The organism is Rhizobium sp. 01L419 (genome assembly GCF_056400025.1).
This window is the reverse complement of the sequence record NZ_JBFTSM010000005.1, coordinates 227,187-250,234: the sequence shown is the minus strand read 5'-3', so window position 1 is coordinate 250,234 and position 23,048 is coordinate 227,187. Positions and strand designations below refer to the sequence as shown.

At 60.5% G+C, this 23,048-nt stretch carries 20 protein-coding genes and 1 pseudogene; 7 read left to right on the top strand and 14 right to left on the bottom strand.

Features of this window, described 5'->3' with window-relative positions; all coding sequences use genetic code 11:
• Positions 1-10: 10 nt before the first annotated feature.
• Positions 11-484, bottom strand: coding sequence for a TIGR02301 family protein (locus AC1DUP_RS12895; RefSeq protein WP_477832837.1), 474 nt, complete (start codon positions 482-484; stop codon positions 11-13).
• Positions 485-547: 63 nt separating this feature from the next.
• Positions 548-964, bottom strand: a complete 417-nt coding sequence (locus tag AC1DUP_RS12890) for an NUDIX hydrolase (protein WP_477832836.1) — start codon at positions 962-964, stop codon at positions 548-550.
• A gap of 108 nt (positions 965-1,072) precedes the next feature.
• Between AC1DUP_RS12890 and AC1DUP_RS12885 the strand changes: the two genes are divergently transcribed.
• The 5 genes from AC1DUP_RS12885 (at position 1,073) to AC1DUP_RS12865 (ending at position 7,912) form a co-directional block, all read left to right on the top strand.
• Complete coding sequence (locus AC1DUP_RS12885) at positions 1,073-1,393, top strand: YnfA family protein (protein ID WP_113295335.1); 321 nt, start codon at positions 1,073-1,075, stop codon at positions 1,391-1,393.
• 96 nt (positions 1,394-1,489) lie between these two features.
• Positions 1,490-2,254, top strand: a complete 765-nt coding sequence (locus AC1DUP_RS12880) for an SOS response-associated peptidase (RefSeq protein WP_477832835.1) — start codon at positions 1,490-1,492, stop codon at positions 2,252-2,254.
• Positions 2,255-2,458: 204 nt separating this feature from the next.
• Positions 2,459-3,157 (top strand): MgtC/SapB family protein, encoded by a 699-nt coding sequence (locus tag AC1DUP_RS12875; protein ID WP_113509062.1) that lies wholly within the window; start codon positions 2,459-2,461, stop codon positions 3,155-3,157.
• Positions 3,158-3,587: 430 nt separating this feature from the next.
• Positions 3,588-4,760 carry an efflux RND transporter periplasmic adaptor subunit gene (locus AC1DUP_RS12870; protein ID WP_477832834.1) on the top strand — a complete coding sequence of 391 codons (1,173 nt, stop codon included), beginning with the start codon at positions 3,588-3,590 and terminating at the stop codon, positions 4,758-4,760.
• Positions 4,757-7,912: an efflux RND transporter permease subunit gene (locus AC1DUP_RS12865; protein ID WP_477832833.1), complete on the top strand. Its 3,156-nt coding sequence runs from the start codon at positions 4,757-4,759 to the stop codon at positions 7,910-7,912. The genes AC1DUP_RS12870 and AC1DUP_RS12865 overlap by 4 nt, the downstream gene beginning before the upstream one ends.
• Before the next feature lie 469 nt (positions 7,913-8,381).
• Here the strand turns inward: AC1DUP_RS12865 and AC1DUP_RS12860 are convergent, their stop codons facing one another.
• The 5 genes and pseudogenes from AC1DUP_RS12860 to AC1DUP_RS12840 all read right to left on the bottom strand — a co-directional run bounded on the left by AC1DUP_RS12860 (position 8,382) and on the right by AC1DUP_RS12840 (position 14,463).
• Complete coding sequence (locus AC1DUP_RS12860; protein WP_477832832.1) at positions 8,382-8,519, bottom strand: hypothetical protein; 138 nt, start codon at positions 8,517-8,519, stop codon at positions 8,382-8,384.
• A 165-nt stretch (positions 8,520-8,684) separates the two neighbouring features.
• Positions 8,685-9,530 carry a CDP-diacylglycerol--serine O-phosphatidyltransferase gene (gene pssA / locus AC1DUP_RS12855; protein WP_113311445.1) on the bottom strand — a complete coding sequence of 282 codons (846 nt, stop codon included), beginning with the start codon at positions 9,528-9,530 and terminating at the stop codon, positions 8,685-8,687.
• Positions 9,531-9,548: 18 nt separating this feature from the next.
• Positions 9,549-10,250, bottom strand: a pseudogene (locus AC1DUP_RS12850) (phosphatidylserine decarboxylase); the annotation flags it as partial.
• 133 nt (positions 10,251-10,383) lie between these two features.
• Complete coding sequence (locus AC1DUP_RS12845) at positions 10,384-12,261, bottom strand: ABCB family ABC transporter ATP-binding protein/permease (protein WP_115035406.1); 1,878 nt, start codon at positions 12,259-12,261, stop codon at positions 10,384-10,386.
• Positions 12,262-12,423: 162 nt separating this feature from the next.
• Positions 12,424-14,463 (bottom strand): LysM peptidoglycan-binding domain-containing protein, encoded by a 2,040-nt coding sequence (locus AC1DUP_RS12840; protein WP_477832831.1) that lies wholly within the window; start codon positions 14,461-14,463, stop codon positions 12,424-12,426.
• A 156-nt stretch (positions 14,464-14,619) separates the two neighbouring features.
• Between AC1DUP_RS12840 and AC1DUP_RS12835 the strand changes: the two genes are divergently transcribed.
• Positions 14,620-15,243, top strand: coding sequence for an LOG family protein (locus tag AC1DUP_RS12835; RefSeq protein ID WP_113295216.1), 624 nt, complete (start codon positions 14,620-14,622; stop codon positions 15,241-15,243).
• A gap of 67 nt (positions 15,244-15,310) precedes the next feature.
• On the opposite strand, the gene rarD is transcribed toward AC1DUP_RS12835, so the two are convergent.
• Positions 15,311-16,225, bottom strand: a complete 915-nt coding sequence (rarD, locus tag AC1DUP_RS12830; protein WP_477832830.1) for an EamA family transporter RarD — start codon at positions 16,223-16,225, stop codon at positions 15,311-15,313.
• A gap of 116 nt (positions 16,226-16,341) precedes the next feature.
• Here rarD and AC1DUP_RS12825 point away from each other — a divergent pair, with 116 nt between their 5' ends.
• Positions 16,342-17,202 (top strand): protein-L-isoaspartate O-methyltransferase family protein, encoded by an 861-nt coding sequence (locus AC1DUP_RS12825; protein WP_477832829.1) that lies wholly within the window; start codon positions 16,342-16,344, stop codon positions 17,200-17,202.
• Positions 17,203-17,308: 106 nt separating this feature from the next.
• On the opposite strand, the gene cimA is transcribed toward AC1DUP_RS12825, so the two are convergent.
• The 6 genes from cimA to cysS are packed head-to-tail and all read right to left on the bottom strand — an operon-like array spanning position 17,309 to position 22,719.
• Positions 17,309-18,925, bottom strand: a complete 1,617-nt coding sequence (gene cimA, locus AC1DUP_RS12820) for a citramalate synthase (RefSeq protein ID WP_113509070.1) — start codon at positions 18,923-18,925, stop codon at positions 17,309-17,311.
• Positions 18,926-18,955: 30 nt separating this feature from the next.
• Positions 18,956-19,915, bottom strand: a complete 960-nt coding sequence (gene pip / locus AC1DUP_RS12815) for a prolyl aminopeptidase (RefSeq protein WP_477832828.1) — start codon at positions 19,913-19,915, stop codon at positions 18,956-18,958.
• Positions 19,912-20,388: a GFA family protein gene (locus AC1DUP_RS12810; RefSeq protein ID WP_113295221.1), complete on the bottom strand. Its 477-nt coding sequence runs from the start codon at positions 20,386-20,388 to the stop codon at positions 19,912-19,914. The genes pip and AC1DUP_RS12810 overlap by 4 nt, the downstream gene beginning before the upstream one ends.
• Entirely contained in the window at positions 20,385-20,870 is a 486-nt protein-coding gene (locus AC1DUP_RS12805; RefSeq protein WP_477832827.1) for a GFA family protein, read from the bottom strand. Before AC1DUP_RS12805 ends, AC1DUP_RS12810 begins: the two co-directional genes overlap by 4 nt.
• Positions 20,870-21,346, bottom strand: a complete 477-nt coding sequence (locus AC1DUP_RS12800) for a GFA family protein (protein WP_477832826.1) — start codon at positions 21,344-21,346, stop codon at positions 20,870-20,872. The genes AC1DUP_RS12805 and AC1DUP_RS12800 overlap by 1 nt, the downstream gene beginning before the upstream one ends.
• On the bottom strand, positions 21,343-22,719 hold the full coding sequence (gene cysS, locus AC1DUP_RS12795; RefSeq protein ID WP_477832825.1) for a cysteine--tRNA ligase: 1,377 nt from the start codon (positions 22,717-22,719) through the stop codon (positions 21,343-21,345). The genes AC1DUP_RS12800 and cysS overlap by 4 nt, the downstream gene beginning before the upstream one ends.
• Between the last annotated feature and the right edge of the window lie 329 nt (positions 22,720-23,048).

The following is a 23,048-nucleotide window of genomic DNA, read 5'->3' as shown; positions in this document are numbered from 1 at the left end:
TAATTAAACGTCAATTTCCAAACCGCGAAGTAATTTCTGTGGCAAGTGTTGCACCTTCGTTACGGTAGCGCTCTTCTGCCACGATGGCCGCCTGGGTGCAATCCGTATAAACCGAGGCAAAAGTGCGATAGCCGCGATTGAAGGCTGCGGTCAGTTTTTCCTTGCGCTGCGGCTCCCCATTCGTCTCGGAATCGAGCAGTTCCTGCATGTCGGCTCGCCATTCATCCGCGCCTTGAGCCTTGCAGAGCGTACGCAGGTAATGCACTGAACCCAAGACCTCTGCCAGCCGCGCCAGCTTGTCGTCATAGGGTACGACCACGACCGGCGGTGCGATCTCCTCCGTCGGCGCGGGAACTATATTCTTGCTGCCCTGCGCCCCACCTTGCGCCATTGTCGGACTGGCCCAGACGAGGCCGCCAAAGACAAGAGATGACAAGAGAACGCGTCGAACGGGAATCATGCTCCCAGTTGATACAGGGAGCATGACAGGAACAAGGCGGATGTGGCAGTTTCCACTTCTATTCTGCCAACTCTTCCGGCATTGGCCTCATTCGCCGGCTGCCAGCCGCTCGACGCATTCGAGCACGCTCTGCGGCGCCGGCATACGGCGGATCTCTTCCACACTGTACCAGCCGATTGCTGCTGCATCATCGGCAGCTTCCGCCACCAGATGGCGGTCCGCTTCGACGCGGAAGACGGAGAGAAAGAAATGGCTGCTGATGCTGCCGTCGGGCGCATGCGTCTTCAGGTCATAGGTGGAGAATAGGCGCGGGTTTCGTGCCCGGATGCCGGTCTCCTCGAAGAGTTCACGCAATGCTGTCTCTTCGGGTGTTTCGCCAGGCTCGCCGCGGCCGCCGGGAAAGGCATACATGTCGGCCGAGGGCGGGTTTCGCCGCAGTACAAGAAGGAATCGGCCATCACGTTCCAGGATGGCGGAGGAGGCGGGTCTGGCTTCGGAGGTCATCGGCTCGCACGTGTTGCTGTGATGCCTGCCTTATCCCATGGGCAACTCACCTTGCGCAATCGCTGGGCTAGCATGGAATATGGCCGCTGTGATTCCTGCGAGATGCCCGTGACCTACCTGATCTATGCCCTTGCCGCCCTCTTCGAAATTGCAGGCTGCTTTGCCTTCTGGGCCTGGCTGCGGCTGGCAAAGCCCGTCTGGTGGCTGGCGCCCGGCATGGTGTCGCTGGCGCTGTTTGCCTGGCTGCTGACGCTGGTGCCGAGCGAGGCCGCCGGACGCACCTTCGCCGCCTATGGAGGCATTTACATTGTTGCCTCGCTGTTGTGGCTCTGGCTGGCGGAGAACCGCGTTCCCGACCGCTGGGATATCGGCGGCGCGCTGATCTGCCTTGCCGGCACGGCGGTCATCCTCTTCGCACCACGCAGTTAGAGCCTTTCTGCGAAAGATGTGCAGCGGCTCTCCATTGGGAATTGCTTGTGGACAAAGCGCCTTGACCGATGCGGGGCAGGGTGCAAAGACATTCGCATGTGTGGACGTTTTGCCCTGACAGAAGTGGTCAAGGATATAGCCGAAGCTTTCAGCCTTGCCGAGCTGGAAAGCTTTCCGGCACGTTACAACATCGCGCCGACGCAGCCGATTCTCGTCGTCATATCAGGCGAAGGGCAGGAGCCGGGCAGCAACCTGCCGGATCGCCGCGCCCTGCTGGTGCGCTGGGGCTTCACGCCCGGCTGGGTCAAGGATCCCAAGGAATTCCCACTGCTGATCAATGCGCGCTCTGAAACCGCAATCGGCAAGGCATCCTTCCGCGCCGCCATGCGCCATCGCCGCATCCTCATCCCGGCTTCCGGCTTCTACGAATGGCATCGCCCGTCGAAGGAAAGCGGCGAGAAGGCGCAGGCCTATTGGATCCGGCCGCGCCGCGGCGGCGTCATCGCCTTTGCCGGGCTCATGGAAACATGGTCCTCAGCCGATGGTTCGGAAGTAGATACCGGTGCCATCCTGACGACCAGGGCCAACGGCGCGATCTCCTCGATCCATGACCGCATGCCGGTCGTCATCCAGCCGGAGGATTTTTCCCGCTGGCTCGACTGCAAGACGCAGGAGCCGCGCGCGGTCGTCGGCCTCATGCAGCCGGTCCAGGAGGATTTCTTCGAGGCGATCCCAGTTTCCGACAAGGTCAACAAGGTTGCAAACATGGGGCCGGATCTTCAAGATCCGGTACCGCTCGAGAAGGTGTCGAAGCCGCCCCAGAAGAAAACGCCTGACAATGGCCAGCTCAGTTTCTTTTGAAACCCGAACCCGCCGTCCTGCAACTTCAGCAGGACGTGCACCATGTTCTCTCCAATCGAGATTCATGCCTCCGAACCAAGTTAAAAACAGGTTGAAGGGCGCTGATTGCTTTCCGTACGAAGCGATTTTTTTGTGCGGCAGAGACAACTGGCTGACGCGAGAAGGCAGGCACGACCCACGACACATATTAACGAGGTAATCGAGATGGACGCCAGCCATTCAATTCTCCTCAAGCTGGTTATAGCTTTGCTGCTCGGAACGCTGATCGGCGCCGAGAGACATTTGAAGCAGCGCAACTCAAATCTCGTCACACACGCGCTGGTTTCCCTCGGCGCCGCGTCCTATGCGTCGCTTCCAAGTGCTATGGGTTTGGAGTTTGATTTACGTATGGGCGCTCAAGTGATCACAGGCATCGGCTTCCTCGGCGCTGGCCTCATTATCCGCGATGGCACCAACGTCAAAGGATTGAGCACGGCTGCGACGGTCTGGAGCACTGGCGCGGTGGGCGTCTTTGCTGGCTACGGGCAACTTCTGCTGGCCGTCGAGGCGGCGTTGTTTATCGTTGCCTTCAACTTTACGCTTCCCAAGCTTGGACGATATATTGAAACTTGGTCTGTGGTCGCGTCAGAACAGGACCGTATATACGACATAAGGCTGACGTGCCCGCTGGAGGACGAGATCGCAATCCGGGCGGCGCTCCTGCAATCACTAAACGCCAACAAACTCCAGTTCCGGTCGATTAAAAGCCGCCTTGACGAAGGCGACGGCAGCATGGAGATCGAAGCGATCGTTTTCAGCAAGAGTGATGAAGACAGCGTTGTCGAACAACTCGTGGCCCAGTTGAGCTTGAGATCGCAAGTGGCAAAAACCAGCTGGTCGAAAATCATCGACGACACTCAATGAACATGCAAGAGGCGGGCGGTGCTCAGTCTGTGATCGATGGATTATTGAGGATAACAGCCTCTGATTGCAAATGTTGCCTACCGAGCGAGCAGCCATCCTTCTGATCAGCGGGGCGGCCTGAAAGCATTTCCTGCGGATCCAACGAAATGCGCGTGACCTGACGGCTTGCCGCCGCCCAGTCAAGGGCATGAAACGACAGGCGGCGCTTTTTTGAAAGACGCATCCGAAACGGTCACGCAGGTGTAGTCCAGACTTCCGGTATCCGGCCCACATCTGCAAAAGATCCAGCTGTAACAAGAGTGCTATCACTGACGGCTTGCCGATTTTAACGACTAGCAGTAGTATTTGAGCATATACGAATTTGCCGCTGAAGACTGCTTCCATACGTTTTGACTTGAGAAATTATCTCGGCTCTGATGGAGACTGGTCGATGAAATTGGGACGTCGAGTTCCGTCGGCATGCCTCATAATATTGTCGGCAACGTTAATGTCCGCACCGAAGAACGCCGCGGCGCAGGCTGAGCCTTCCGTCGGCGTCTTCAGCATACCGGTTCAAGATGTCTCGCCGAAGCACGAATTCGTCGGTCGCGTGGAGGCGGTCAATGCCGTCGATATCCGTTCGCGGATCGAAGGCTTTCTGGACGAACGCCTTTTTGACGAGGGCGAACTGGTCAAGAAGGATCAGGATCTTTTCCTGATCGACAAACGATCCCTTCAGATATCGTTAGCGGATGCCAAGGCAGCGCTTGCGAGCGCCCAGGCGAGCTTGGATGATGCCCAACGCCGCGTTGCGCGAAATCAGTCGCTGACCGGCCAGACCGTATCGCGCGCGACGCTGGAGGAAAGCCAAGCGGCGCTGGAGACCGGACAGGCAAACCTGTTGTCGGCGCAAGCACGCGTGGCCCAGGCCGAGCTCAATCTCAGCTACACGAGGATTACCTCGCCGATTGACGGCCGCATCGGGGCAGCGGAACTGTCTGTGGGAAGCTTCGTCAGCGGCAGTTCGATGGCGCTGGCACGCGTCGTGGAAATGGATCCAATCCGCGTGGTATTCTCCGTGAGCGACCGATCCATCCTCGAACTGCGCGCAGCCGCCGGCGATATCGGCAAGGAAGAACTCGCCAGGCGCTACCAGCCCAGCCTGCGGCTCTCAAACGACCAAGCATACAGGGAGCCTGGAAAGATCGAATTCTTCGGCAACGAAATCGACCCGGCGACCGGGACGCTGGCGGTTCGAACACTGTTTTCCAATCCCGATGGCCTGCTCATTCCAGGGCAGTTCGTCACGGTCGTCATATCGGGAACGGAAAAGACACTACGCCCAGTTGTGCCCTTGGGGTCGGTGCAGCAGGACCGCGAAGGCAAGTTCGTCCTGCTGGTTAACGAGCAGAACGCTGTCGAGCTGCGGCGGATAAAGACCTCCCGGCAGATCAATGGCAACTGGGTGGTCGACGATGGTCTGAAAGGCGGCGAAAAACTCGTTGTCGAGGGCCTGCAGAACATCTCCGAAGGCGCGGCCGTCAGTCCCACAGAGGTCTCTCCAACCGATAGTAGCGTGATCTCGCTCGCTCCCGCCGCATCACAATCAGGGTCCGCGCAATGAACATATCGGCGCACTTCATCGCGAGACCGAGGTTCGCGATGGTCATCGCGATCGTGATGATGATCGCCGGAGGGGTCTCCCTCCTCTTGATACCCGTCGCGCAGTTTCCTCAAATCACACCGCCCGAAGTGCAGGTGACGGCAAGCTATCCGGGCGCGAATGCAAGCGTCATGACCGATAGTGTAGCAGCGCCGATCGAGGACCAGGTGAACGGCGTCGACGACATGCTCTACATGTCGTCATCGAGCACCAACAACGGTACCTATAGCCTGACCGTGACGTTTGCGGCCGGGACGGACCCGGCAATTGCCCAGGTCAACGTGCAAAATCGGGTGGCGATGGCAACGCCGCGGCTTCCTGCCGCTGTCACGCAGACAGGCGTTTCAGTCAGATCGCGTTCATCAAGCATGCTTTTGGGTTTCGCGATCTACTCGCCAAAAGGTACCAGAAACGATGTGTTCATCAGCAACTACGCGATGATAAACATCCGCGACGCTGTCGCCCGCCTGCCGGGCGTTGGTGAGGCGAGCGTGTTCGGTCCGGCCTACAGCATGCGCATCTGGATGAACCCCGATCGCATGCAGGCCCTTGGGGTAACTGCCGCCGACCTGACTGCCGCGATCCAGGCCCAGAACGCGCAAGCGTCCGCCGGCCAGCTCGGCTCTCCTCCCGCACCCACCGGCCAGCAGCTGCAGTTAACCGTCATGGCGAGAGGAAGGCTCGCGGATGCGGACGAGTTCGGCGACATCATCATCCGCACCAACAAGGATGGCGCGATCGTCCATCTCCGCGACGTCGCCCGGGTCGAACTCGGAGCAGAATCCTACGATACGACGTCGACCCTGAACGGCAAGCCCAGCGCGACCGTTGTCGTCTATCAGTCAGCCGACGCCAATGCGCTGGCAGTATCGAACGCTGTTCTGGACGAACTGCAGAGGTTGTCGAAACAATTTCCCGATGACATCGCTTACACGGTCGTTTTCGACACGACCGCTTTCGTTCGCCAGACCATCCATGAGATTTTCGTCACGCTGGCGATCACCTTCGCGCTCGTCGTGGCCGTCGTGTTCCTTTTCCTGCAGGACTGGCGCGCGACCATCATCCCGACACTGACGATACCGGTTTCACTGATCGGTGGCTTTGCCGTGCTTTATCTCATGGGCTATTCGGCGAATACGATCACGCTTTTCGCGATGATACTGGCGATCAGCCTGGTTGTGGACGACGCCATCATCGTGGTGGAAAACGTCCAGCGCATCATGAGCGAGGCTGGCGTTGACGTGCGCGAGGCGACGCTGCGCACTATGAGCCAGGTCACCGGTCCGATCGTTGCCACGACTTTGGTGCTGGCCGCCCTCTTCGTGCCGGTGGCGTTCCTCGCCGGCATAACCGGTGAGCTTTACCGGCAGTTTGCGGTGACCATCCTGGTGACGATCACGTTCTCGACGATCAATGCCCTGACGCTCAGCCCGGCGTTATGCGTCCTGATCCTGCGCCCGGCACAGGAGAGCCGCTCGCGGATCTTCAGCAGGATAAACGTCGCGCTCGATGCGTCGAGGCGGTTTTACGTGCGATTGCTGGCGGTCTTTGCGCGCAGGATCGCCCTCAGCCTGCTCGTTTTTGCGGTTGTCGTTGTCGGCATCTATGGCTGCTATCGCATTTTGCCCGTCGGTTTCGTGCCCTCGGAAGACCAGGGCTACTTGTTCATGAATGTGCAATTGCCGGACTCCGCATCCCTCGAGCGCACGCAGGAAACAATCGCGACGGTGACTTCAGTGCTCCAGCGGACGCCGGGCATTGCAAACACCATTGCTATTGCCGGAACGAGCATGATCGGCGGCGGTGGCTCCAATTCAGCAATGGTCATCTCGGCACTGACGCCCTGGAGCGATCGCGGATCGGATCAAAGCGCTTTTGCGCTGATGAACCGGCTGCGCGGAGAGTTCAGTAGAATTTCGACGGCATCAGTGGTGCCGTTCAATCCGCCGGCGATACCCGGTCTCGGCACGACCGGCGGATTTGATTTCCGCCTTCAGGCCCGTGCCGGGCAAAGCCAGGAAGAACTCGCCGAAGTGATGCGCGGGCTGATCATCGCAGCAAACCGGACGAAGCAGCTGACCAGCGTCTTCAGCACGTTTTCGGCGGACGCGCCGCAAATCTATCTCACCATCGATCGGCGGCGCGCCGAGATTTTCGGCGTTTCGCCTGCTGCGATCTTCAGCACGCTGCAAGCGCATCTCGGATCGGCCTATGTCGACGACTTCAACATATTTTCCCGCGTATACCAGGTTCGCATCCAGGACGAGCCGAACTTCCGCTCCCGCATCGAGGACATCCAACGTCTGAGGGTGCGGAGCCAATCGGGCGATCTGGTCCCCTTGCAGGGAATGCTTTCGATCTCAACCATCTATGGGCCGAACTCGGTCAACCGCTACAACCTTTTCCCGTCCGCGGCAATCAACGGACAGGCGGCGGCAGGGGCAAGTACCGGGGACGCCCTGAACGCCATGGAGGCGCTTGCCGCAGAGAAGCTGCCGCCAGGCTTCGGATACGAATGGACGGGGCTGGCTCTTCAAGAAAAGCAGGCCGGTGGGCAGACGGTCATCATCCTGATCATGGGGATCATATTCACCTATCTCTTCCTCGTCGCCCAATATGAAAGCTGGAGCGTCCCACTGGCGGTGATGATGTCCGTGACCATCGCGGTTCTCGGGGCCTTGGCGGGATTGGTGATCGGTGGCATCGATCTTAATATATACGCGCAAATCGGCCTGCTGCTGCTCATCGGGTTGGCGGCCAAGAACGCTATCCTCATTGTGGAGTTCGCCAAGGAGCGCCGGGAGGAGGGTTTCAGCATTACGGAAGCGGCAACCGAAGGGACCTCTCAGCGCTTCAGGCCTGTGTTGATGACAGCGATGGCGTCCATCTTGGGGGTTGTGCCGTTGGTTGTAGCATCGGGGGCCGGAGCGGGCAGCCGCCAAGCGATCGGCGTGACGGTCCTGGGTGGGCTGTTGGTCGGAACGGTCGCGGGCCTCCTTATCATTCCGTTGCTCTATATATTCGTTCAGACAGTGAGGGAGGCCGTCAAACGACGAATGTTCAGCGGTGCGCATACAAATAGCGGCTCATCTGCGGCCGCCACTCCGGATTAGAAATACGTTCGCTCGGAACGACGCTGGGGTTGGTGAAGGCAAGTTGGTCCACGACCGTATCGATGTCTTCGGACAAATGCTGCCATTTCACTGGATCAATGGCTCGGCTGGGCGCGAGCTTGGAACCGGCGCAACCGCAGTACCGAAGCTTCTACCAGCCCCGGACTATCCGGTTGGAATCATCGCCGGCGACATAGGTGTCAATCCAGTTTTCAGTTCCATCATAGAGGGGCCGAACGACGGGAAGGTGTCGGTCGCATCGACGAGATTGCAGGGTGCCGCCGAACATCTCGTGCTGCACACCACGCACACCTTCATAATGTTCAACCCGCGTCATCGTGGAGATCGTCAACTTCCTCGAAAGAGGCGAGTTTCTCCACGGCCTGACAATGCAGGAAGCGAGTGACACTATCGGCATCGTCACGAGCCTGCCGGCGGTCAGCCTGCTCGCGCGGTTCTTTACGCCCGCTTAGGCGAGCTTCTTGACCGGTGCCGGCTTTGCCATCATCGAGGCCGCAGCGACGGCCTTAAGGCCGAGCGGGCGGTAGTTGGTCGTGAGATCCGGCTTGGCTGTCTGCTGCTGTTCCGTTGTCTTCTTCGAGGTCACGATACTCTCCTTACGTGTTTCCTAGAATTTTATCTGTCTTGTTCTTTTGTCTTTAATAGCGACAAAAGAGAGGCATCGCCTATCAGGAAATGTAACCACGGAGCATAATTCGCGAGGCTTAACCGAAGCCTGCGTTCGTTAATACTTACTTAATAAAGTGGATGCTCAGATGTGACGACCGATGTCGTCCTCGCCGATACCGGGTTCCTCGATGGTCAGCGTGCCATATTTGCGTTTCCACTTCCGCGCTCCGAAGGGCAGCGAAATGAGGTAGGCGCAGACCGTGAAGACCATCACTTCCCAGGTAAAGCTCATCAGCATCGCGACGTAGATCACCACACCGAGCATGGCCGGCAGTACGAGATCACGGCGCATGCGGCTCTCGGATTTACCGGACCAGACAGGCAGGCGGCTGATGAGCAGGAAAGCGATGAGGACCGTGTAGCCCGAGGAGAGAAAGGCGAAGGTCCGGTCGGTGGTGAGGCCGAGAAAGCCGAGATAGACGGGCAGGAGCACCAGCATCGCGCCGGCCGGCGCCGGCACGCCGACGAAATATTCCGATTGCCAGGGCGCGCGGTTGTCGCGTTCCGACATCACATTGAAGCGTGCCAGCCTGAGGCCGGCGGCGATCGTGTAGATGAGCGCAGCGATCCAGCCTAGCGAGCGCGCCTGGTCGAGCGCATAGACATAGACCACGAGGGCAGGGGCGACGCCGAAATTGACGATGTCGGCAAGCGAATCCATCTGCGCGCCGAATTTCGACGTGGCCTTCATGAGGCGCGCCACACGACCGTCGATACCGTCGAGGAAGGCGGCGACGAGCACCATGGCGACAGCCAGCTCATAGCGGCTTTCGAAGGCGAGCCGGATGCCGGTCAGGCCGGCGCAGATGGCAAGGATGGTGATGAGGTTCGGAACGACGAGCCGGATCGGAATCTCGCGCAGGCGCGGCCCGCGCGCCGAATCGTCGCTCGGGCCGTTCGGTTCGAAGGGCGGAAAGGGTGTTTCCATATCGCGCTCTCCTGAAAATTAGCTGCGGCGGCTGATGACCGGACCCTTTGCCGAGGCGAATTCCGCAATGACGGTCTCGCCGGCAACCGCCGTCTGACCGAGCGAGACGCGCGGCGCGGTATCAGCAGGCAGGAACACGTCGAGCCGCGAACCGAAGCGGATGAGGCCGATACGTTCGCCGGCATCGACAGGTTCGTTGGCATGTGAAAAGCAGAGAATGCGCCGTGCGACGAGGCCGGCAATCTGCACGACGCCGATCTGCCCGTGGCGGGTCTCGATGACGAGGCCGTTGCGCTCGTTCTCCTCGCTCGCCTTGTCGAGTTCGGCATTCACGAAGCTGCCGGGGCGATAATTGATGCTGACGATGCGGCCGCGCATCGGCGCGCGGTTCACATGGCAGTTGAACACGTTCATGAAGACGGAGATGCGCAGCATCGGCTCGGTTCCGAGGTTCAGCTCGGCCGGCGGCGTCACCATCTGGATCGAGGAGACCTTGCCATCCGCAGGCGAGATGACGAGATCGTCGTCCTGCGGGGTGACGCGCTCGGGATCACGGAAGAAATAGGCGCACCAGAGCGTCAGGATAAGGCCGATCCAGAAGAGCGGCTTGAAGATCCAGCCCAATACGAGCGACGCGACGAAGAAGGCGGCGACGAAGGGATAACCTTCCTTGTGCACCGGAACAATCGTGTTGCGAACCGTATCGAACAAGCTCATGAATGCCGGCCTCCTGTCGTTTTTCGTATCCGCTGGTTACAGAAAAACGACCTGAGGAGCAATGGCATGGACCGCAGGCCGCTTTCGATGCGTCGGTTCTATACAACAAAACGAGCGGTTTGGCCCGTTTCCGGCGTTAGGTCGCAGGCGCCAGACGGTTGACGATGCCCAGTTCGTCGCTCTCGCGAACCTGCTTCAGATGCTCTTCGGCCTGTGTCGCCTCGCGCTGGCGGCTCCACATCGAGGCATAGAGGCCGTTCTGTTCGAGAAGAGCGGCATGCGTGCCGCGCTCGGCGATCTCGCCGCTCTTCAAGACGATGATCTCATCGGCGCTGATGACGGTAGACAGGCGGTGGGCGATAACCAGCGTCGTGCGGTTTTTGGAAACGACGTCGAGCGCCGTCTGGATTTCCCGCTCCGTCGTCGTGTCGAGCGCCGAGGTCGCCTCGTCGAGGATGAGGATGGGCGGGGCCTTCAGGATGGTGCGGGCGATTGCCACGCGCTGCTTCTCTCCACCCGAAAGCTTCAATCCGCGCTCGCCCACCTTGGTTTCGAAGCCCTCCGGCAGCGTCTCGATAAAATGCCCGATCTGGGCGATGTCGGCGGCCTGCTTCACGTCGGCTTCGCTGGCCGAAGGCCGCCCGTAGCGGATATTGTAGGCCACCGTGTCGTTGAACAGCACCGTATCCTGCGGCACCATGCCGATGACCGAGCGCAGGCTCTTCTGCGTGATGCCGCGTATATCCTGCCCATCGACAGTGATCGCGCCGCTCTGGATATCGTAGAAACGATAGAGCAGTCGCGACAGCGTTGACTTGCCGGCCCCGGAGGGGCCGACGACGGCGACCGTCTTGCCGGCAGGCACCTCGAAGGAAATACCCTTGAGGATCGGTCGGGCCGCATCATAGGCGAAATGCACATCCTTGAAGGAGATGGCGCCCTGGCCGATGGAAAGCGCCTTCGCATCAGGCGCGTCCAGCACTTCGGCCTTTACTTCCAGTAGATCGAACATCTGCTCGATGTCGATCAATCCCTGGCGGATTTCGCGATAGACGAAACCGATGAAGTTCAGCGGCACCGAAAGCTGCAGCAGCATGGAATTGATGAAGACGAAATCGCCGACCGTGTGCTCGCCGCTCTGCACCGACCAGGCCGAGAGAACGAGCATGATCGTCGTGCCGATGCCGAAGATCACACCCTGGCCGAAGTTCAGCCAGCCGAGCGAGGTCCACACATCGGTCGCCGCCTTCTCATAGCGTTCCATCGAGGCGTCGAAGCGCTTGGCCTCCATCTCCTCATTGCCGAAATATTTGACGGTTTCGAAGTTGAGGAGCGAGTCGATCGCCTTGGTGTTGGCGTCGGTATCGCTGTCGTTCATCGTGCGGCGGATGGAGATGCGCCAGTCGGAAGCGCGGATTGTAAACCAGATATAGGCCCAGACGGTAAAGGCGGTGACGGCGAGATAGGAGAAGCCGTAGCCCCACCAGAAGATCGCTGCCGTCAAAAGGAATTCGATGACGGTCGGGACGGAGTTCAGGATCGTGAAGCGCACGATCGTTTCGATGCCCTTGGTGCCACGCTCGATGATACGCGAAAGCCCGCCCGTCTTGCGCTCCAGATGAAAGCGCAGGGAAAGCTCGTGCATATGCACGAAGGTGCGGTAGGCAAGCTGGCGCACGGCATACTGGCCGACGCTGGCAAACAGCGAATCCCGCAGCTGGTTGAGGCCGAGCTGGATGAGGCGCGTCAGGTTGTAGGCGATGACGAGTGCGGTTGCGCCGATCAGCAGCGGGGGCAGCGTGCCTTGCAGGTCCATCCTGCCGTTCAAAGCGTCGGTGGACCACTTGAAGAAATAGGGCACCAGGAGCAGGACGAATTTCGAGATCAGCAGGTAGACCGAGGCCCACACCACCCGCATCCTCAAATCCGGCCGGTCCGCCGGCCACATGTAGGGCCAGAGATTGTAGAGCGTTCCCAGCAGGTTGGTATCTGAAACTGTCTTGCCGTTAGCCATGCCTATCTCCAGCCCGGCGGGCCGCTGCTGTCGCGACCTGTCGCCGTTCCCGCGAGATATGCCACTGGCTGGCCGAATACAACATTGATGCGGATTTTATGGGCGATAGTTGCGCGTCGGCTCTAACGAAAACGGCGGCCGATGGGCCGCCGTTTCGAAGTTTTAGAGGTGGCCGCCGGAGAGCCGCTTGCGGTGCAGCTCCTCGGCATTCGGCAGCGCATCCTTCGGCAGGCCGAAGACCTGGCCCGGACGGATATGGTCCGGATTGATGATCTTGTCCTCGTTGGCGATGTAGATCGTCGTATAGCGCACACCGAGGCCATAGGTGCGGCGCGAGATCTGCCACAACGTATCGCCACGGCGAATGATGACGGCGTTGTTGTTTGCCGTCAGCGGCGCCTGCTCGATCGTCTTCGGCTGGCTGGCATCGGACACCTCGTTCGCCGGGGGAACCGTCAGCTCGGCAATGATCGCGCCGAGATTGTCGAGCGCACTGCCGACGGACTTGGCGTCCTTCGGCAGGCCCTGCAATATCCTAAGCGCGTTGCCGGCGATCTGCGATGCGGAAGCCGATGCCTGCTTGAAGGCGTCGGTCGCATCGATGCCCGGACGGAAGTCGACGAGCGAGCGCAGAGAGAATTCCGTGGCCGAGCGGGCCGCCGCTAGCTGTTCGACACCCGGCACCTTGCCGTCTGCAAACAGGCCCCTCAGCAGGCCGAAAGCCTTCGCCGCGTCGCCCTTGAGCTTGCCGAGCTGGCCTTCGTCGAGTGGGAGTGCGGCTTGATTTGCATTGCTGCCGGACTGGGCGGCAACCGTGACCTGATCGCCCGCCGGGCGGTTGAAATTAACGGTGGCGCGCACCAGCACCTTGCCGGCGGCATCGACGACATCGACGCGGATCTTGTGGTCGCCGACCGAAAGATCCTTCACCCCATCAATGACGAAGTGACCGTCCGGCCCTGCGGTATCCTGGCCGATCAGCGCATCATCGGCATAGCCAATGACCTTGGCGTTGGCGTGCGTCGTGCCGGCGATGAAGATCTTGTTGCCCTCGATCTCGACCGCGCTGACCATCACGTCAGCCGTGCTGCCGCCACCCAGCTGGGTGCCGGGAACTGCCGGTGCCGTCTTGGCATTGTCGCCGGCGCCGGCAGGCATATCCGGGGTCTGCATGGCGACCTGATCCTTTGCCTCGCCATCGGGAGCAGGGGCGGCGTTGCCGGCAGACGCTGCGGATGCATCATTGGCGGAAGGCGGCTGGGCGCTGGCGACCTCAGCCTTCGGCGCCGTGATGATGCGGCTTGCGGTGCCGGGCTTGGAGACCATGGCGAGCAATTCGCTGCCGCTGCCGTCCTTTGGCACGGAAACGGTCGCAACTTCTTCCGAGAGCGTGGTCTTGCCGTCCTTGCCCGTCACTTTCAGCACGAGCTGATGGTCGCCGGCGGGAAGCGGATTGTCGAGAACGACGGCAAAATCGCCGGTTCCATCGACATCGGTCGTCACGACCACCTTGTCGCCGTCAAGCACTTCCAGCTTGCCATGCGGCTCGGCCGAGCCGGCAATGACGGTCGAACCATCGGGCTCGACGCGCAGAACGTCGAAAGCAGGCACCTTCGGGCCGGTGCTGGAAGCGGTATCGGCAGCGGGAGGCGTCTGGCCATTGGCAGCAGCCGGCTGGCCGGCTGGCTCCGACGTACCGGCCAATGCGATTTCGGCCCGTGCGAGTGCAGCCAGCGCATCGGCGGCATTTTCAGGGAGATTCTGGATAATGTCGCGCGCCTTGCCCGCACCGTCCTTGGCCTTGGAGACGAGGCCTGCGGTTGTGGTGTCGAGACCTTCGGGAGCGGCGAAATCGACGATCGCGGTCAGCGCGTTCACGGCTGTAGTTTTGACGCCTGCAAGCGCATTGGCGGCTGGCACCTTGCCATCGACGAACAGCGCCTTAAGTCCCGAGAGAGATTTGCCGGCATCGGCGGTGAGGCTGCCGATCTTCTGGACGACGGGTGCTGCATCCACAACGGCGGAGCGGGAGGTCTTGGACGTTTCGTTAACCGTGTTGTGGACCTCAGTGCCGGCCTGGTTGATGGCGTCACCAACCTTCGCCACATCGGAACCGAGACGAGGCATGACGAAAAACACCATCAGTATGATTGCAATTATAAGCACTGCGAGGGCCAGCAAGCCGGCACGGTTTTTCATCATTACGTCTCCCAAGGCGGCAAATTGCCGTAGTATTCAGAAATTGCTAGCGATTCCCGTTGCTTTTCACAAGCATTCAAAGCAATTACGCAAGCGCTGCACGCCGCTTTTCAGTCAATTTTCTTGACTGCATTGAAATGGAATAGTTGTTTTTCCCCTATGACCGAACAATCTGTATCGATTCGATCCATCTGCGTTTACTGCGGCTCTCGGCCGGGACGCGATCCTTCCCATATGGCTGCCGGCCGCGCACTCGGAAAAGAGATCGCAGAATATGGCCTTCGCCTCATCTACGGCGGTGGCACGAAAGGCATCATGGGTGCTGTGGCCAGCGGGACCCTATCCAACGGTGGTCAGGTGACGGGCATCATTCCCGAGTTCCTGATCGACATGGAGGCGACTCGCCATTCCCTGGGCCAACTCAACGAGCTTATTGTAACCCCTGACATGCATGCGCGCAAACACACGATGTTCGAGCGCTCTGATGCTTTCGTCGCGCTGCCCGGAGGCATCGGCACACTGGAGGAGATCGTCGAGATCATGACCTGGGCACAGCTCGGCCGTCATGAAAAGCCGATGGTCTTCGCTAACATCAATGGTTTCTGGGATCCGATGATGGAGCTCTTGCGCCACATGACGGGCGAAGGTTTCCTGCACACCGCCCACCGTGTCCAGCCGCTCGTCGTCGACGAGATCTCGGGCATCATCCCGGCCATCATGGCGCAGGCGGCAGAGCTTGCCGCCGATCGTGACGGCGAGGACGAGGTCATCTCGAAGATGTAGGTTCTCAAGCAATTCCAGCAAAGCTGTGCAACGGTTTGCGTCCGGAATTGCGTGAAAAAGGCTGCGCTCAGCGCCCGCGCGCCGTCTTCAGCATCGACCAGCTGTAGAAGAAGAGACCCGCCCAGATCAGCGGGAAGGCGATCATGCGCGCCGTGTTCATCTCTTCGTGGAATATGAAGACGGCGATGAGGAAGATCATCGTCGGCGCGATATACTGCATGATACCGATCGTCGACAGCTTGAGCAGCTTGGCGCCGTTGGCGTAGATCATCAAGGGCACGGCAGTAATCAGTCCGCAGCCGAGCAGCAGGGCGGTGTCGGAAAGGCCCGTGCGGTATAAGTGCCCTTCGCCGCTGACGAATTCCAGGTAGAGGATGTAAAGCAGCGCCGGCAGGCTGAGAATCAGCACTTCCAGGAAGAAGCCCTGGTTGGGGCCAAGCGGCAGCGTCTTGCGAAACAGCGCATAGAAGCCCCAACTGATGGCGAGCGTCAGCGCCACCCAGGGAATGCCGCCGCTGTCGAAGGCGAGTACCACGACCGCAAGGCCGGCAAGGCAGATCGCCGCGATCTGCATCGGCTGCAGCTTTTCCTTCAGGAGCACTGCACCGAGAAAGATGCTGAAGAGCGGATTGATGAAATAGCCCATGGCCGCGTCGAGCGAATGGCCGGCGCCGATCGCCCAGACATAGGTGCCCCAGTTCACGGTGATCAGCGCCGCGGTCATCATTGCCATGGCGAGCATGCGGGGAGAGCGCAGAGCAACCGCAATATCCTGCGTGCGCCCCAGCACCAGGAGCACGATGCCGGCGAGCGGCAGCGACCACAGAATGCGGTGGGCGATAACTTCGGCCGGCGAGATATGCGCCACTGCCTTCATGTAGATCGGCAGGAAGCCCCACAGAAGATAGGCCGTCAGCGCGAAGGCAAAGCCGCGTGGACTGTCTTCGTTCTTGATGAGGGGGGCGCTTGCATCGGCAGACATCCGGTGTTTCCATCTTTGTTCTGTTTCTGATCCGGATTAGCTTAAGCGGCGTGAATAAGCCAATTCATTTCGGTGAATAGACGGTCATGGCTCAGGCAGGGCTGGGGAGGCTGGATATGGGTGAAACGGAACTGGTGATCTGCCGAAAGGCCTATGCTGCCCAGATGCTGGCGAAGATGGGTATCGTGGGCGACGAGCGGCTGCGACAGACCTTTGCCGCGGTGCCGAGGGAGGATTTCCTCGACCCGCCGCCATGGCGCATGGCGAACGGGACCGGTTATCAGGACATGGCTTCCACCGATCCCGTCGTCCTTTATCAGGATGTTCTGATTGCGCTGCAGGAGGGACGGCAGGTCAACAACGGCAGTCCCTCGCTGCATGCGCTCGGCCTTCACTGGCTGGCGCCGCAACCCGGCGATACTGCCTGCCATATCGGCGCCGGCGGCGGCTACTATACCGCCATGCTGTCCCATCTGGTTGAAAGCGGCGGCCATGTCGTGGCGATCGAATATGACCGGGAACTCGCCGCCCGCGCTAGTGCCAATCTCGCCCCCTACGGTAATGTCGAGGTCATCTGCGGCAATGGTCTGGAATGGCCGCAATCGCCGTCCGACGCGATCTACGTCAATTTCGCGGCTCACAGGCCAGCCGAAGCCTGGATCGACAATCTTGCTGTTGGCGGCAGGCTGATCTTTCCGCTCTGCGCACCCTCGCGTGACGGCAATGACAATCTGCGGCCGCGCAGCGCCCGCGGCGGCTTCTTCCTGATCCGGCGCACGCCGGAGGACTATCGCGCCCGCCATCTCAGCCCCACTTTCTTCGTCTGGGGCCATGGCGCGACCGGTACGATCGAAACCTACAGGGCGCTGGAGTCCACTTTCCGGCAGGGTGGCATGGAGAAGATCACGCGGCTGCGCTGGAAGGTGCCGAAGCAAGAGGACGAATGGTATTCGGAGGAGGACTGGGGCCTCCTATAGAGCATTTCCGTTTTTTCTTCGAATGACGGAAATGCTCTATCTCTTTGTTTCCACGCAATTCCGGACGCAAAACCGCTGCACACTTTTGCTGGAATTGCTTTAACATTCACTCGGCGGCGATCTTGCCGGCAAGCTGCCGGTTCTTCATCAGCTTGTAGATGACCGAATCCATCAGCGCCTGGAACGAGGCGTCGATGATGTTCTCGGACACGCCGACCGTCCACCAGCGCACGCCGCTGGAATCGGTGGATTCGATGAGAACGCGGGTGATGGCCTCGGTGCCGCCATTGAGGATACGCACCTTGAAGTCGGCGAGCACGAGATCGTCGATCTCATGCTGATACTTGCCGAAATCCTTGCGCAACGCGAGATCGAGCGCGTTGACCGGGCCTTCCGCCTCCGCGACCGACATCAGCGTCTGGCCGTCGATGGCGATCTTCACCACGGCTTCGGAGACGATCTTGATACGGCCGTGGGAATCGAAGCGTCGTTCGATCATCACCCGGAAACCGTCGATCGTGAAGAAGTTCGGAATGGTGCCCATGGTGCGCCGCGCCAGAAGTTCGAAGCTCGCATCCGCACCCTCGTAGGCATAGCCGGATGCTTCGCGTTCCTTGACGATGGAGATCAGGAGGTCGAGCTTCGGATCGTCCTTGGCGACATCGATGCCGCGCCGCCTCAACGCATTGATGAAGTTTGCCTTGCCGCCCTGGTCCGAGACCATGACCTTGCGGAAATTGCCGACACTTTCCGGCGGCACGTGCTCGTAGGTGCGCGGGTCCTTCAGCAGGGCGGAGGCGTGGATGCCGGCCTTGGTGGCGAAGGCAGACGCGCCGACATAGGGCATCTGATGATCCGGCGAGCGGTTCAGCAGTTCGTCGAAGGCATGCGACAGGCGGGTGAGGTTGGTCAGCCGCTCTGCGTCGATCGCCGTTTCGAAACGCGTATTATAAGCGCTCTTCAGCGCCAGCGTCGGGATCAGCGTCACCAGATTGGCATTGCCGCAGCGCTCGCCGACACCGTTGAGCGTGCCCTGGATCTGGCGCACGCCCGCCTCGACGGCGACCAGAGAATTGGCGACTGCCTGGCCGGTATCGTTATGTGCATGTATACCGAGACAGTGCCCCGGCACGCCTGCGGCGATCGCTGCTTCGACGATGGCGCGTACTTCCGGCGGCTGCGCGCCGCCATTTGTGTCGCAGAGCACCACCCAGCGCGCGCCGTTCTCATAAGCGGTCTTGGCGCAGGCAAGCGCATATTCCGGATTGGCCTTGTAGCCGTCGAAGAAATGCTCGCAATCGACCATCGCCTCCTTGCCGGCGGCAACGGCAGCCTTGACGCTTTCGGCGATACATTCGAGGTTTTCCTCGTTGGTGCAGCCGAGTGCGACCTGCACATGATAATCCCAGCTCTTGGCGACGAAACAGATCGCGTCGCTGCGCGCCTGCAGCAGGCCGGCAATGCCCGGATCGTTGGAGGCGGAAACACCCGGCCGCTTCGTCATGCCGAAGGCGACGAAGGAGGCCTGGTTCGTGCGTTTCTCAGCAAAGAAGGCGGTATCGGTCGGGTTCGCACCCGGATAGCCGCCCTCGACATAATCCAGCCCGAACTCGTCTAGCATGCTCGCAATCGCAATCTTGTCCTCGACGGAAAAGTCGATGCCGGGCGTCTGCTGCCCGTCCCGGAGCGTCGTATCGAAGAGGTAGATTCTTTCGCGTGTCATGGTGGTGTTTCCTGTCGCCGCCTGCGGCTTTTATAGTTTCCCTGCAAACTTATCCGTCGCCCGGATGAGCTGGTCGAGAATCCCGGGTTCCGAGAAGGCATGACCTGCACCCTCGATCAGGTGGAAATCGGCCTTCGGCCATGCCTTATGCAGCTTCCAGGCATATTTGGCCGGGCAGGGCATGTCGTAGCGCCCATGCACGATGACACCCGGAATATCCTTGAGCTTGTGGGCATCGCGCAGCAGCTGGCCCTCATCCATCCAGCCGGCATGGACGAAGAAGTGGTTCTCGATACGCGCGAAGGCATAGGCGAACTCGGCTTCCTCGAACTTGCCACTGGTCGACTTCTCGGGCAGCAGCGTGATCGTCTCGCCTTCCCAGATGCTCCAGGCCTGCGCCGCTTTCAGCGCGACAGCCCTGTCCCGACCGGTGAGACGGCGGTTATAGGCGAGCATCATCTCGTGGCGCTCTTCCGGCGGGATGGGTGCTACGAAGCGCTCCCACTTGTCCGGAAACATCTCGGAGACGCCGAATTGATAGTACCAGTCGAGTTCGGCCCTGGTCAGCGTATAGATACCGCGCACGATGATTTCGGAAACATGTTCCGGATGCTTCTCGGCATAGGCGAGCGCCAGCGTGGAGCCCCAGGAGCCGCCGAAGACCTGCCATTTGTCGACCCCGGCCATCTCGCGCAGCCGCTCGATATCGGCAACGAGATGCCAGGTCGTGTTGGCCTCCAGGCTCGCATGCGGGGTCGACTTGCCGCAGCCGCGCTGGTCGAACAGCAGGACGTCATAAAGCTTGGGGTCGAAGACCCGGCGATGCGCCGGCGAAATGCCGCCGCCCGGGCCGCCATGCAGGAAGACCGCCGGCTTGGCGCCCGGTGTGCCGCAGCGTTCCCAATAGATTACATGGCCATCGCCGACATCGAGATGGCCCGACGCATAGGGTTCGATTTCCGGATAGAGCGTGCGCAGCACTTCGGTCATATCTTCACGCCTTTTGCGGGCCAGATGGGGGTGTCGTGGTCGGGATGCTGGAAGGAGATGATTGCCTCCTGCCGGGCGTAAAAATCCGGGTCCTTGTGGACAGGTGCGTCGAAGATCGTCTCGACCCAGGGCAGGCGGGCATCGTAGTTGACCTGGACCTGCGGAGCCAGATCGCTCCGGTCGTCGAACGTGCCGATTGCAAGCTCCAGGCCGCCCGGATGACGGTAGGTCATCGGCGTACCGCAATCCTGGCAGAAGCCGCGCTCGATATTGATCGAGGACTGGAAATAGGCGGGCTCGCCGCGCGACCATTCCATGCCTTCTTCCGGCGCCGTCACCAGCGCCGAAAAGAAGCCGCCGAACTGCTTCTGGCACATGCGGCAATGGCAGATGGACGGGCGTCCGAGCTTACCTGAAATGCGGAAGCGCACGGCACCGCACTGGCAGCCGCCTGTTCTTATCGTCTCGGTCATGGATCTGCTCCGGGTGGCCAGTGGGATGTATCGTGGTCGGGATGCTGGCGATTGCTCGCCGCGATCCGGTCCTCGCGATCGGTTGTTTCCGGTTCGGGCTCGATCGGCAAGCCGTCAAGCGCATGGAACCAGACCATTTTGCTGTCGAGATTGGATTGCATGACCGGCTTTACGGCCTGCGGATCGTCAAGCGAGCCGAGCGTGACGTTGACGGAGTCGGTATCGGGAATATCGTAGAAGAGCGGCGTGCCGCATTCGCCGCAGAAGCCGCGCCGCACGAGACCGGAGGAGGAAAACCATTTTGGCTCCCCGCGCGTCAGCTCGAAATCCTCACGCATCACGCCTGCAAGCGGCAGGAAATAGTTGCCGGCGGCTTTCTGGCACATGCGGCAGTGGCAGATATGCGGATAGCCGAGTTCGCCGCGCGCCCGATAACGAACCGCGCCGCACTGGCATCCACCCGTCTGCTCCGCCGTTTCCATCAAGCGTGATCCTCCGGCGGGCAGACCGGGGTATCATGGTCCGGATGCTGGTATGAAACGATCTCGTGGAGGAAGGAACCGGCCGCAAGATCCGCCTCGGTCCGCTCTCCGGGTAGTTCGTGCAGATGATCGACGAAGCCGATCTTGCCTTCCACGCCCCACTGAATGGTCGGCGGCAGCAGCGATGGGTCGTCGAACGCGCCCGCCGCAACCGCCATGCCGTCCGGCGCCTCGTAGGTCAAGGGCGTGCCGCAATCGCCGCAGAAGCCGCGGCTGACGAAATTCGAAGACCGAAAGGTCTTGCGCTGCCCTCTGGTCCACTCGAACTCCATCCCGCGCATGGAAACCAGCGGCGCATAATAGGCACCGAATGCCTTCTGGCACATGCGGCAATGACAGATCGACGAATCCTGCGGGACGCCTGTGGCACGGAAGCGGATCGCCCCGCACTGGCAGCCGCCGGTATAGGTGTTCATTTCTTCACCTCCCACGTCGTCACCCGCTCGCCTGTTGCCGGGTCCTTGCCATCCTTGAGCTGGATGCCTTCGGCGGCAAGCGTATCGCGGATTTGGTCGGCTTCGGCGAAATTCTTCGCCTTCAAGAGTTCCAGCCGCGCCTTGACCCGCGCATCGATTTCCGTGGCGACAGCTTCGTCGATCTCGGTCTTCTTCGGCAGCACGCCGAGCAGCGCCGCGCTGGCGGCGAAGACGGCGGCGTTGCCGGATTGTGCCAGCGCATGCAGCGCCTGGACGGCTGCGACCGTATTGAGATCGTCGGCCAGCGCATTCAGCACCGTCGCATCCGGCTTGGCATCGCCGGGTTCGGCAGCCGGCCATTTGGCAAGCAACCGCTCGGCTTCCTCCAACCGCTTGACGGAGAAGTCGATCGGCTCGCGATAATGCGTCATCAGCATTGCAAGACGCAGCACTTCGCCCGGCCACTGGCGACCGGCGAATGTCTCCGTGTGCAACAGCTCATAGATGGTTACGAAATTGCCTTCGGATTTCGACATCTTGCGGCCTTCGACCTGCAGGAAGCCGTTATGCATCCAGACATTCGCCATCACGTCAGTACCGTGGGCGCAACGTGACTGGGCAATCTCGTTCTCGTGATGCGGGAAAATCAGGTCCAGCCCGCCGCCATGAATATCGAAGACGTCGCCGAGATAACGCCCGCTCATGGCCGAGCACTCGATGTGCCAGCCAGGACGACCGCGGCCCCACGGGCTTTCCCAGCCGGGCTCGTTGTCGTCCGACAGCTTCCAGAGCACGAAGTCGCCGGGGCTCTTCTTGTGCGCATCGACGGCAACGCGGGCGCCGGCCTGCTGCTCATCGAGATTGCGCTTCGAAAGCTGGCCGTATTCGGCCATCGACTTCGTGTCGAACAGTACCTCGCCTGATGCCTGGTAGGCATGGCCCTTCGCGATCAGCCGTTCGATGATCTCGATCATCTCTGCGATATTATCGGTGGCACGCGGCTGCACCGTCGGCTCGAGCGAGCCGAGTGCCAAGGCATCGTCAAGAAACTGCGTCTCGGTCTTCTCCGTCACCGCCCGGATCGCCGCATTCAGCGGCAGACCCGGATAATCCCGCAGCGCCCGGGCGTTGATCTTGTCATCGACGTCGGTGATGTTGCGGACATAGGTGACATGGCTCTCGCCATAGAGATGGCGCAGCAGGCGGAACAGCACGTCGAAGACGATGACCGGCCGCGCATTGCCGATATGGGCGTAATCGTAGACTGTCGGGCCGCACACATACATGCGGACGTTTTCGGCATCGATCGGCTTGAAGACCGATTTCTCCCGCGTCAGCGTATTGTACAGCTTCAGTTCCGGCGTGCCGCCCATTCCACTCTCCCAAGATGCATAAGCAAAAAAAATATCGCCACCGGCGGGCCGGGGCGTTTCTCATCTTGGACATTTGGGAGACGAAAACGGCCAGGCCAGCTTTGGGCTAGCGAATAATCTTCCGGCAGTTAATGCAGATAACCGTTTTCATGACGCGTTTTATGGCGTGGGATCGAAGTTTGGTCAAGAGGGCGAACAACGATCCCCGAGGCAACCTGACTTATCTATCTCGCAAATCGACGGCAGTGACGGACGCCCAGCGAAGGAGGTATGCCTGCCTTAAGATTCTCGGTCACTTTCAAGACGTAAATCTCGCATCGCCAATTGCG

What these genes read in the sequence shown, in the direction of transcription:
- AC1DUP_RS12895 (WP_477832837.1), bottom strand. Translation starts at nt 484, where the DNA reads ATGCTCCCTGTATCAACTGGGAGCATGATTCCCGTTCGACGCGTTCTC.
- AC1DUP_RS12890 (WP_477832836.1), bottom strand. Translation starts at nt 964, where the DNA reads ATGACCTCCGAAGCCAGACCCGCCTCCTCCGCCATCCTGGAACGTGAT.
- AC1DUP_RS12880 (WP_477832835.1), top strand. Translation starts at nt 1,490, where the DNA reads ATGTGTGGACGTTTTGCCCTGACAGAAGTGGTCAAGGATATAGCCGAA.
- AC1DUP_RS12875 (WP_113509062.1), top strand. Translation starts at nt 2,459, where the DNA reads ATGGACGCCAGCCATTCAATTCTCCTCAAGCTGGTTATAGCTTTGCTG.
- AC1DUP_RS12870 (WP_477832834.1), top strand. Translation starts at nt 3,588, where the DNA reads ATGAAATTGGGACGTCGAGTTCCGTCGGCATGCCTCATAATATTGTCG.
- AC1DUP_RS12865 (WP_477832833.1), top strand. Translation starts at nt 4,757, where the DNA reads ATGAACATATCGGCGCACTTCATCGCGAGACCGAGGTTCGCGATGGTC.
- pssA (WP_113311445.1), bottom strand. Translation starts at nt 9,530, where the DNA reads ATGGAAACACCCTTTCCGCCCTTCGAACCGAACGGCCCGAGCGACGAT.
- AC1DUP_RS12845 (WP_115035406.1), bottom strand. Translation starts at nt 12,261, where the DNA reads ATGGCTAACGGCAAGACAGTTTCAGATACCAACCTGCTGGGAACGCTC.
- AC1DUP_RS12840 (WP_477832831.1), bottom strand. Translation starts at nt 14,463, where the DNA reads ATGATGAAAAACCGTGCCGGCTTGCTGGCCCTCGCAGTGCTTATAATT.
- AC1DUP_RS12835 (WP_113295216.1), top strand. Translation starts at nt 14,620, where the DNA reads ATGACCGAACAATCTGTATCGATTCGATCCATCTGCGTTTACTGCGGC.
- rarD (WP_477832830.1), bottom strand. Translation starts at nt 16,225, where the DNA reads ATGTCTGCCGATGCAAGCGCCCCCCTCATCAAGAACGAAGACAGTCCA.
- AC1DUP_RS12825 (WP_477832829.1), top strand. Translation starts at nt 16,342, where the DNA reads ATGGGTGAAACGGAACTGGTGATCTGCCGAAAGGCCTATGCTGCCCAG.
- cimA (WP_113509070.1), bottom strand. Translation starts at nt 18,925, where the DNA reads ATGACACGCGAAAGAATCTACCTCTTCGATACGACGCTCCGGGACGGG.
- pip (WP_477832828.1), bottom strand. Translation starts at nt 19,915, where the DNA reads ATGACCGAAGTGCTGCGCACGCTCTATCCGGAAATCGAACCCTATGCG.
- AC1DUP_RS12810 (WP_113295221.1), bottom strand. Translation starts at nt 20,388, where the DNA reads ATGACCGAGACGATAAGAACAGGCGGCTGCCAGTGCGGTGCCGTGCGC.
- AC1DUP_RS12805 (WP_477832827.1), bottom strand. Translation starts at nt 20,870, where the DNA reads ATGGAAACGGCGGAGCAGACGGGTGGATGCCAGTGCGGCGCGGTTCGT.
- AC1DUP_RS12800 (WP_477832826.1), bottom strand. Translation starts at nt 21,346, where the DNA reads ATGAACACCTATACCGGCGGCTGCCAGTGCGGGGCGATCCGCTTCCGT.
- cysS (WP_477832825.1), bottom strand. Translation starts at nt 22,719, where the DNA reads ATGGGCGGCACGCCGGAACTGAAGCTGTACAATACGCTGACGCGGGAG.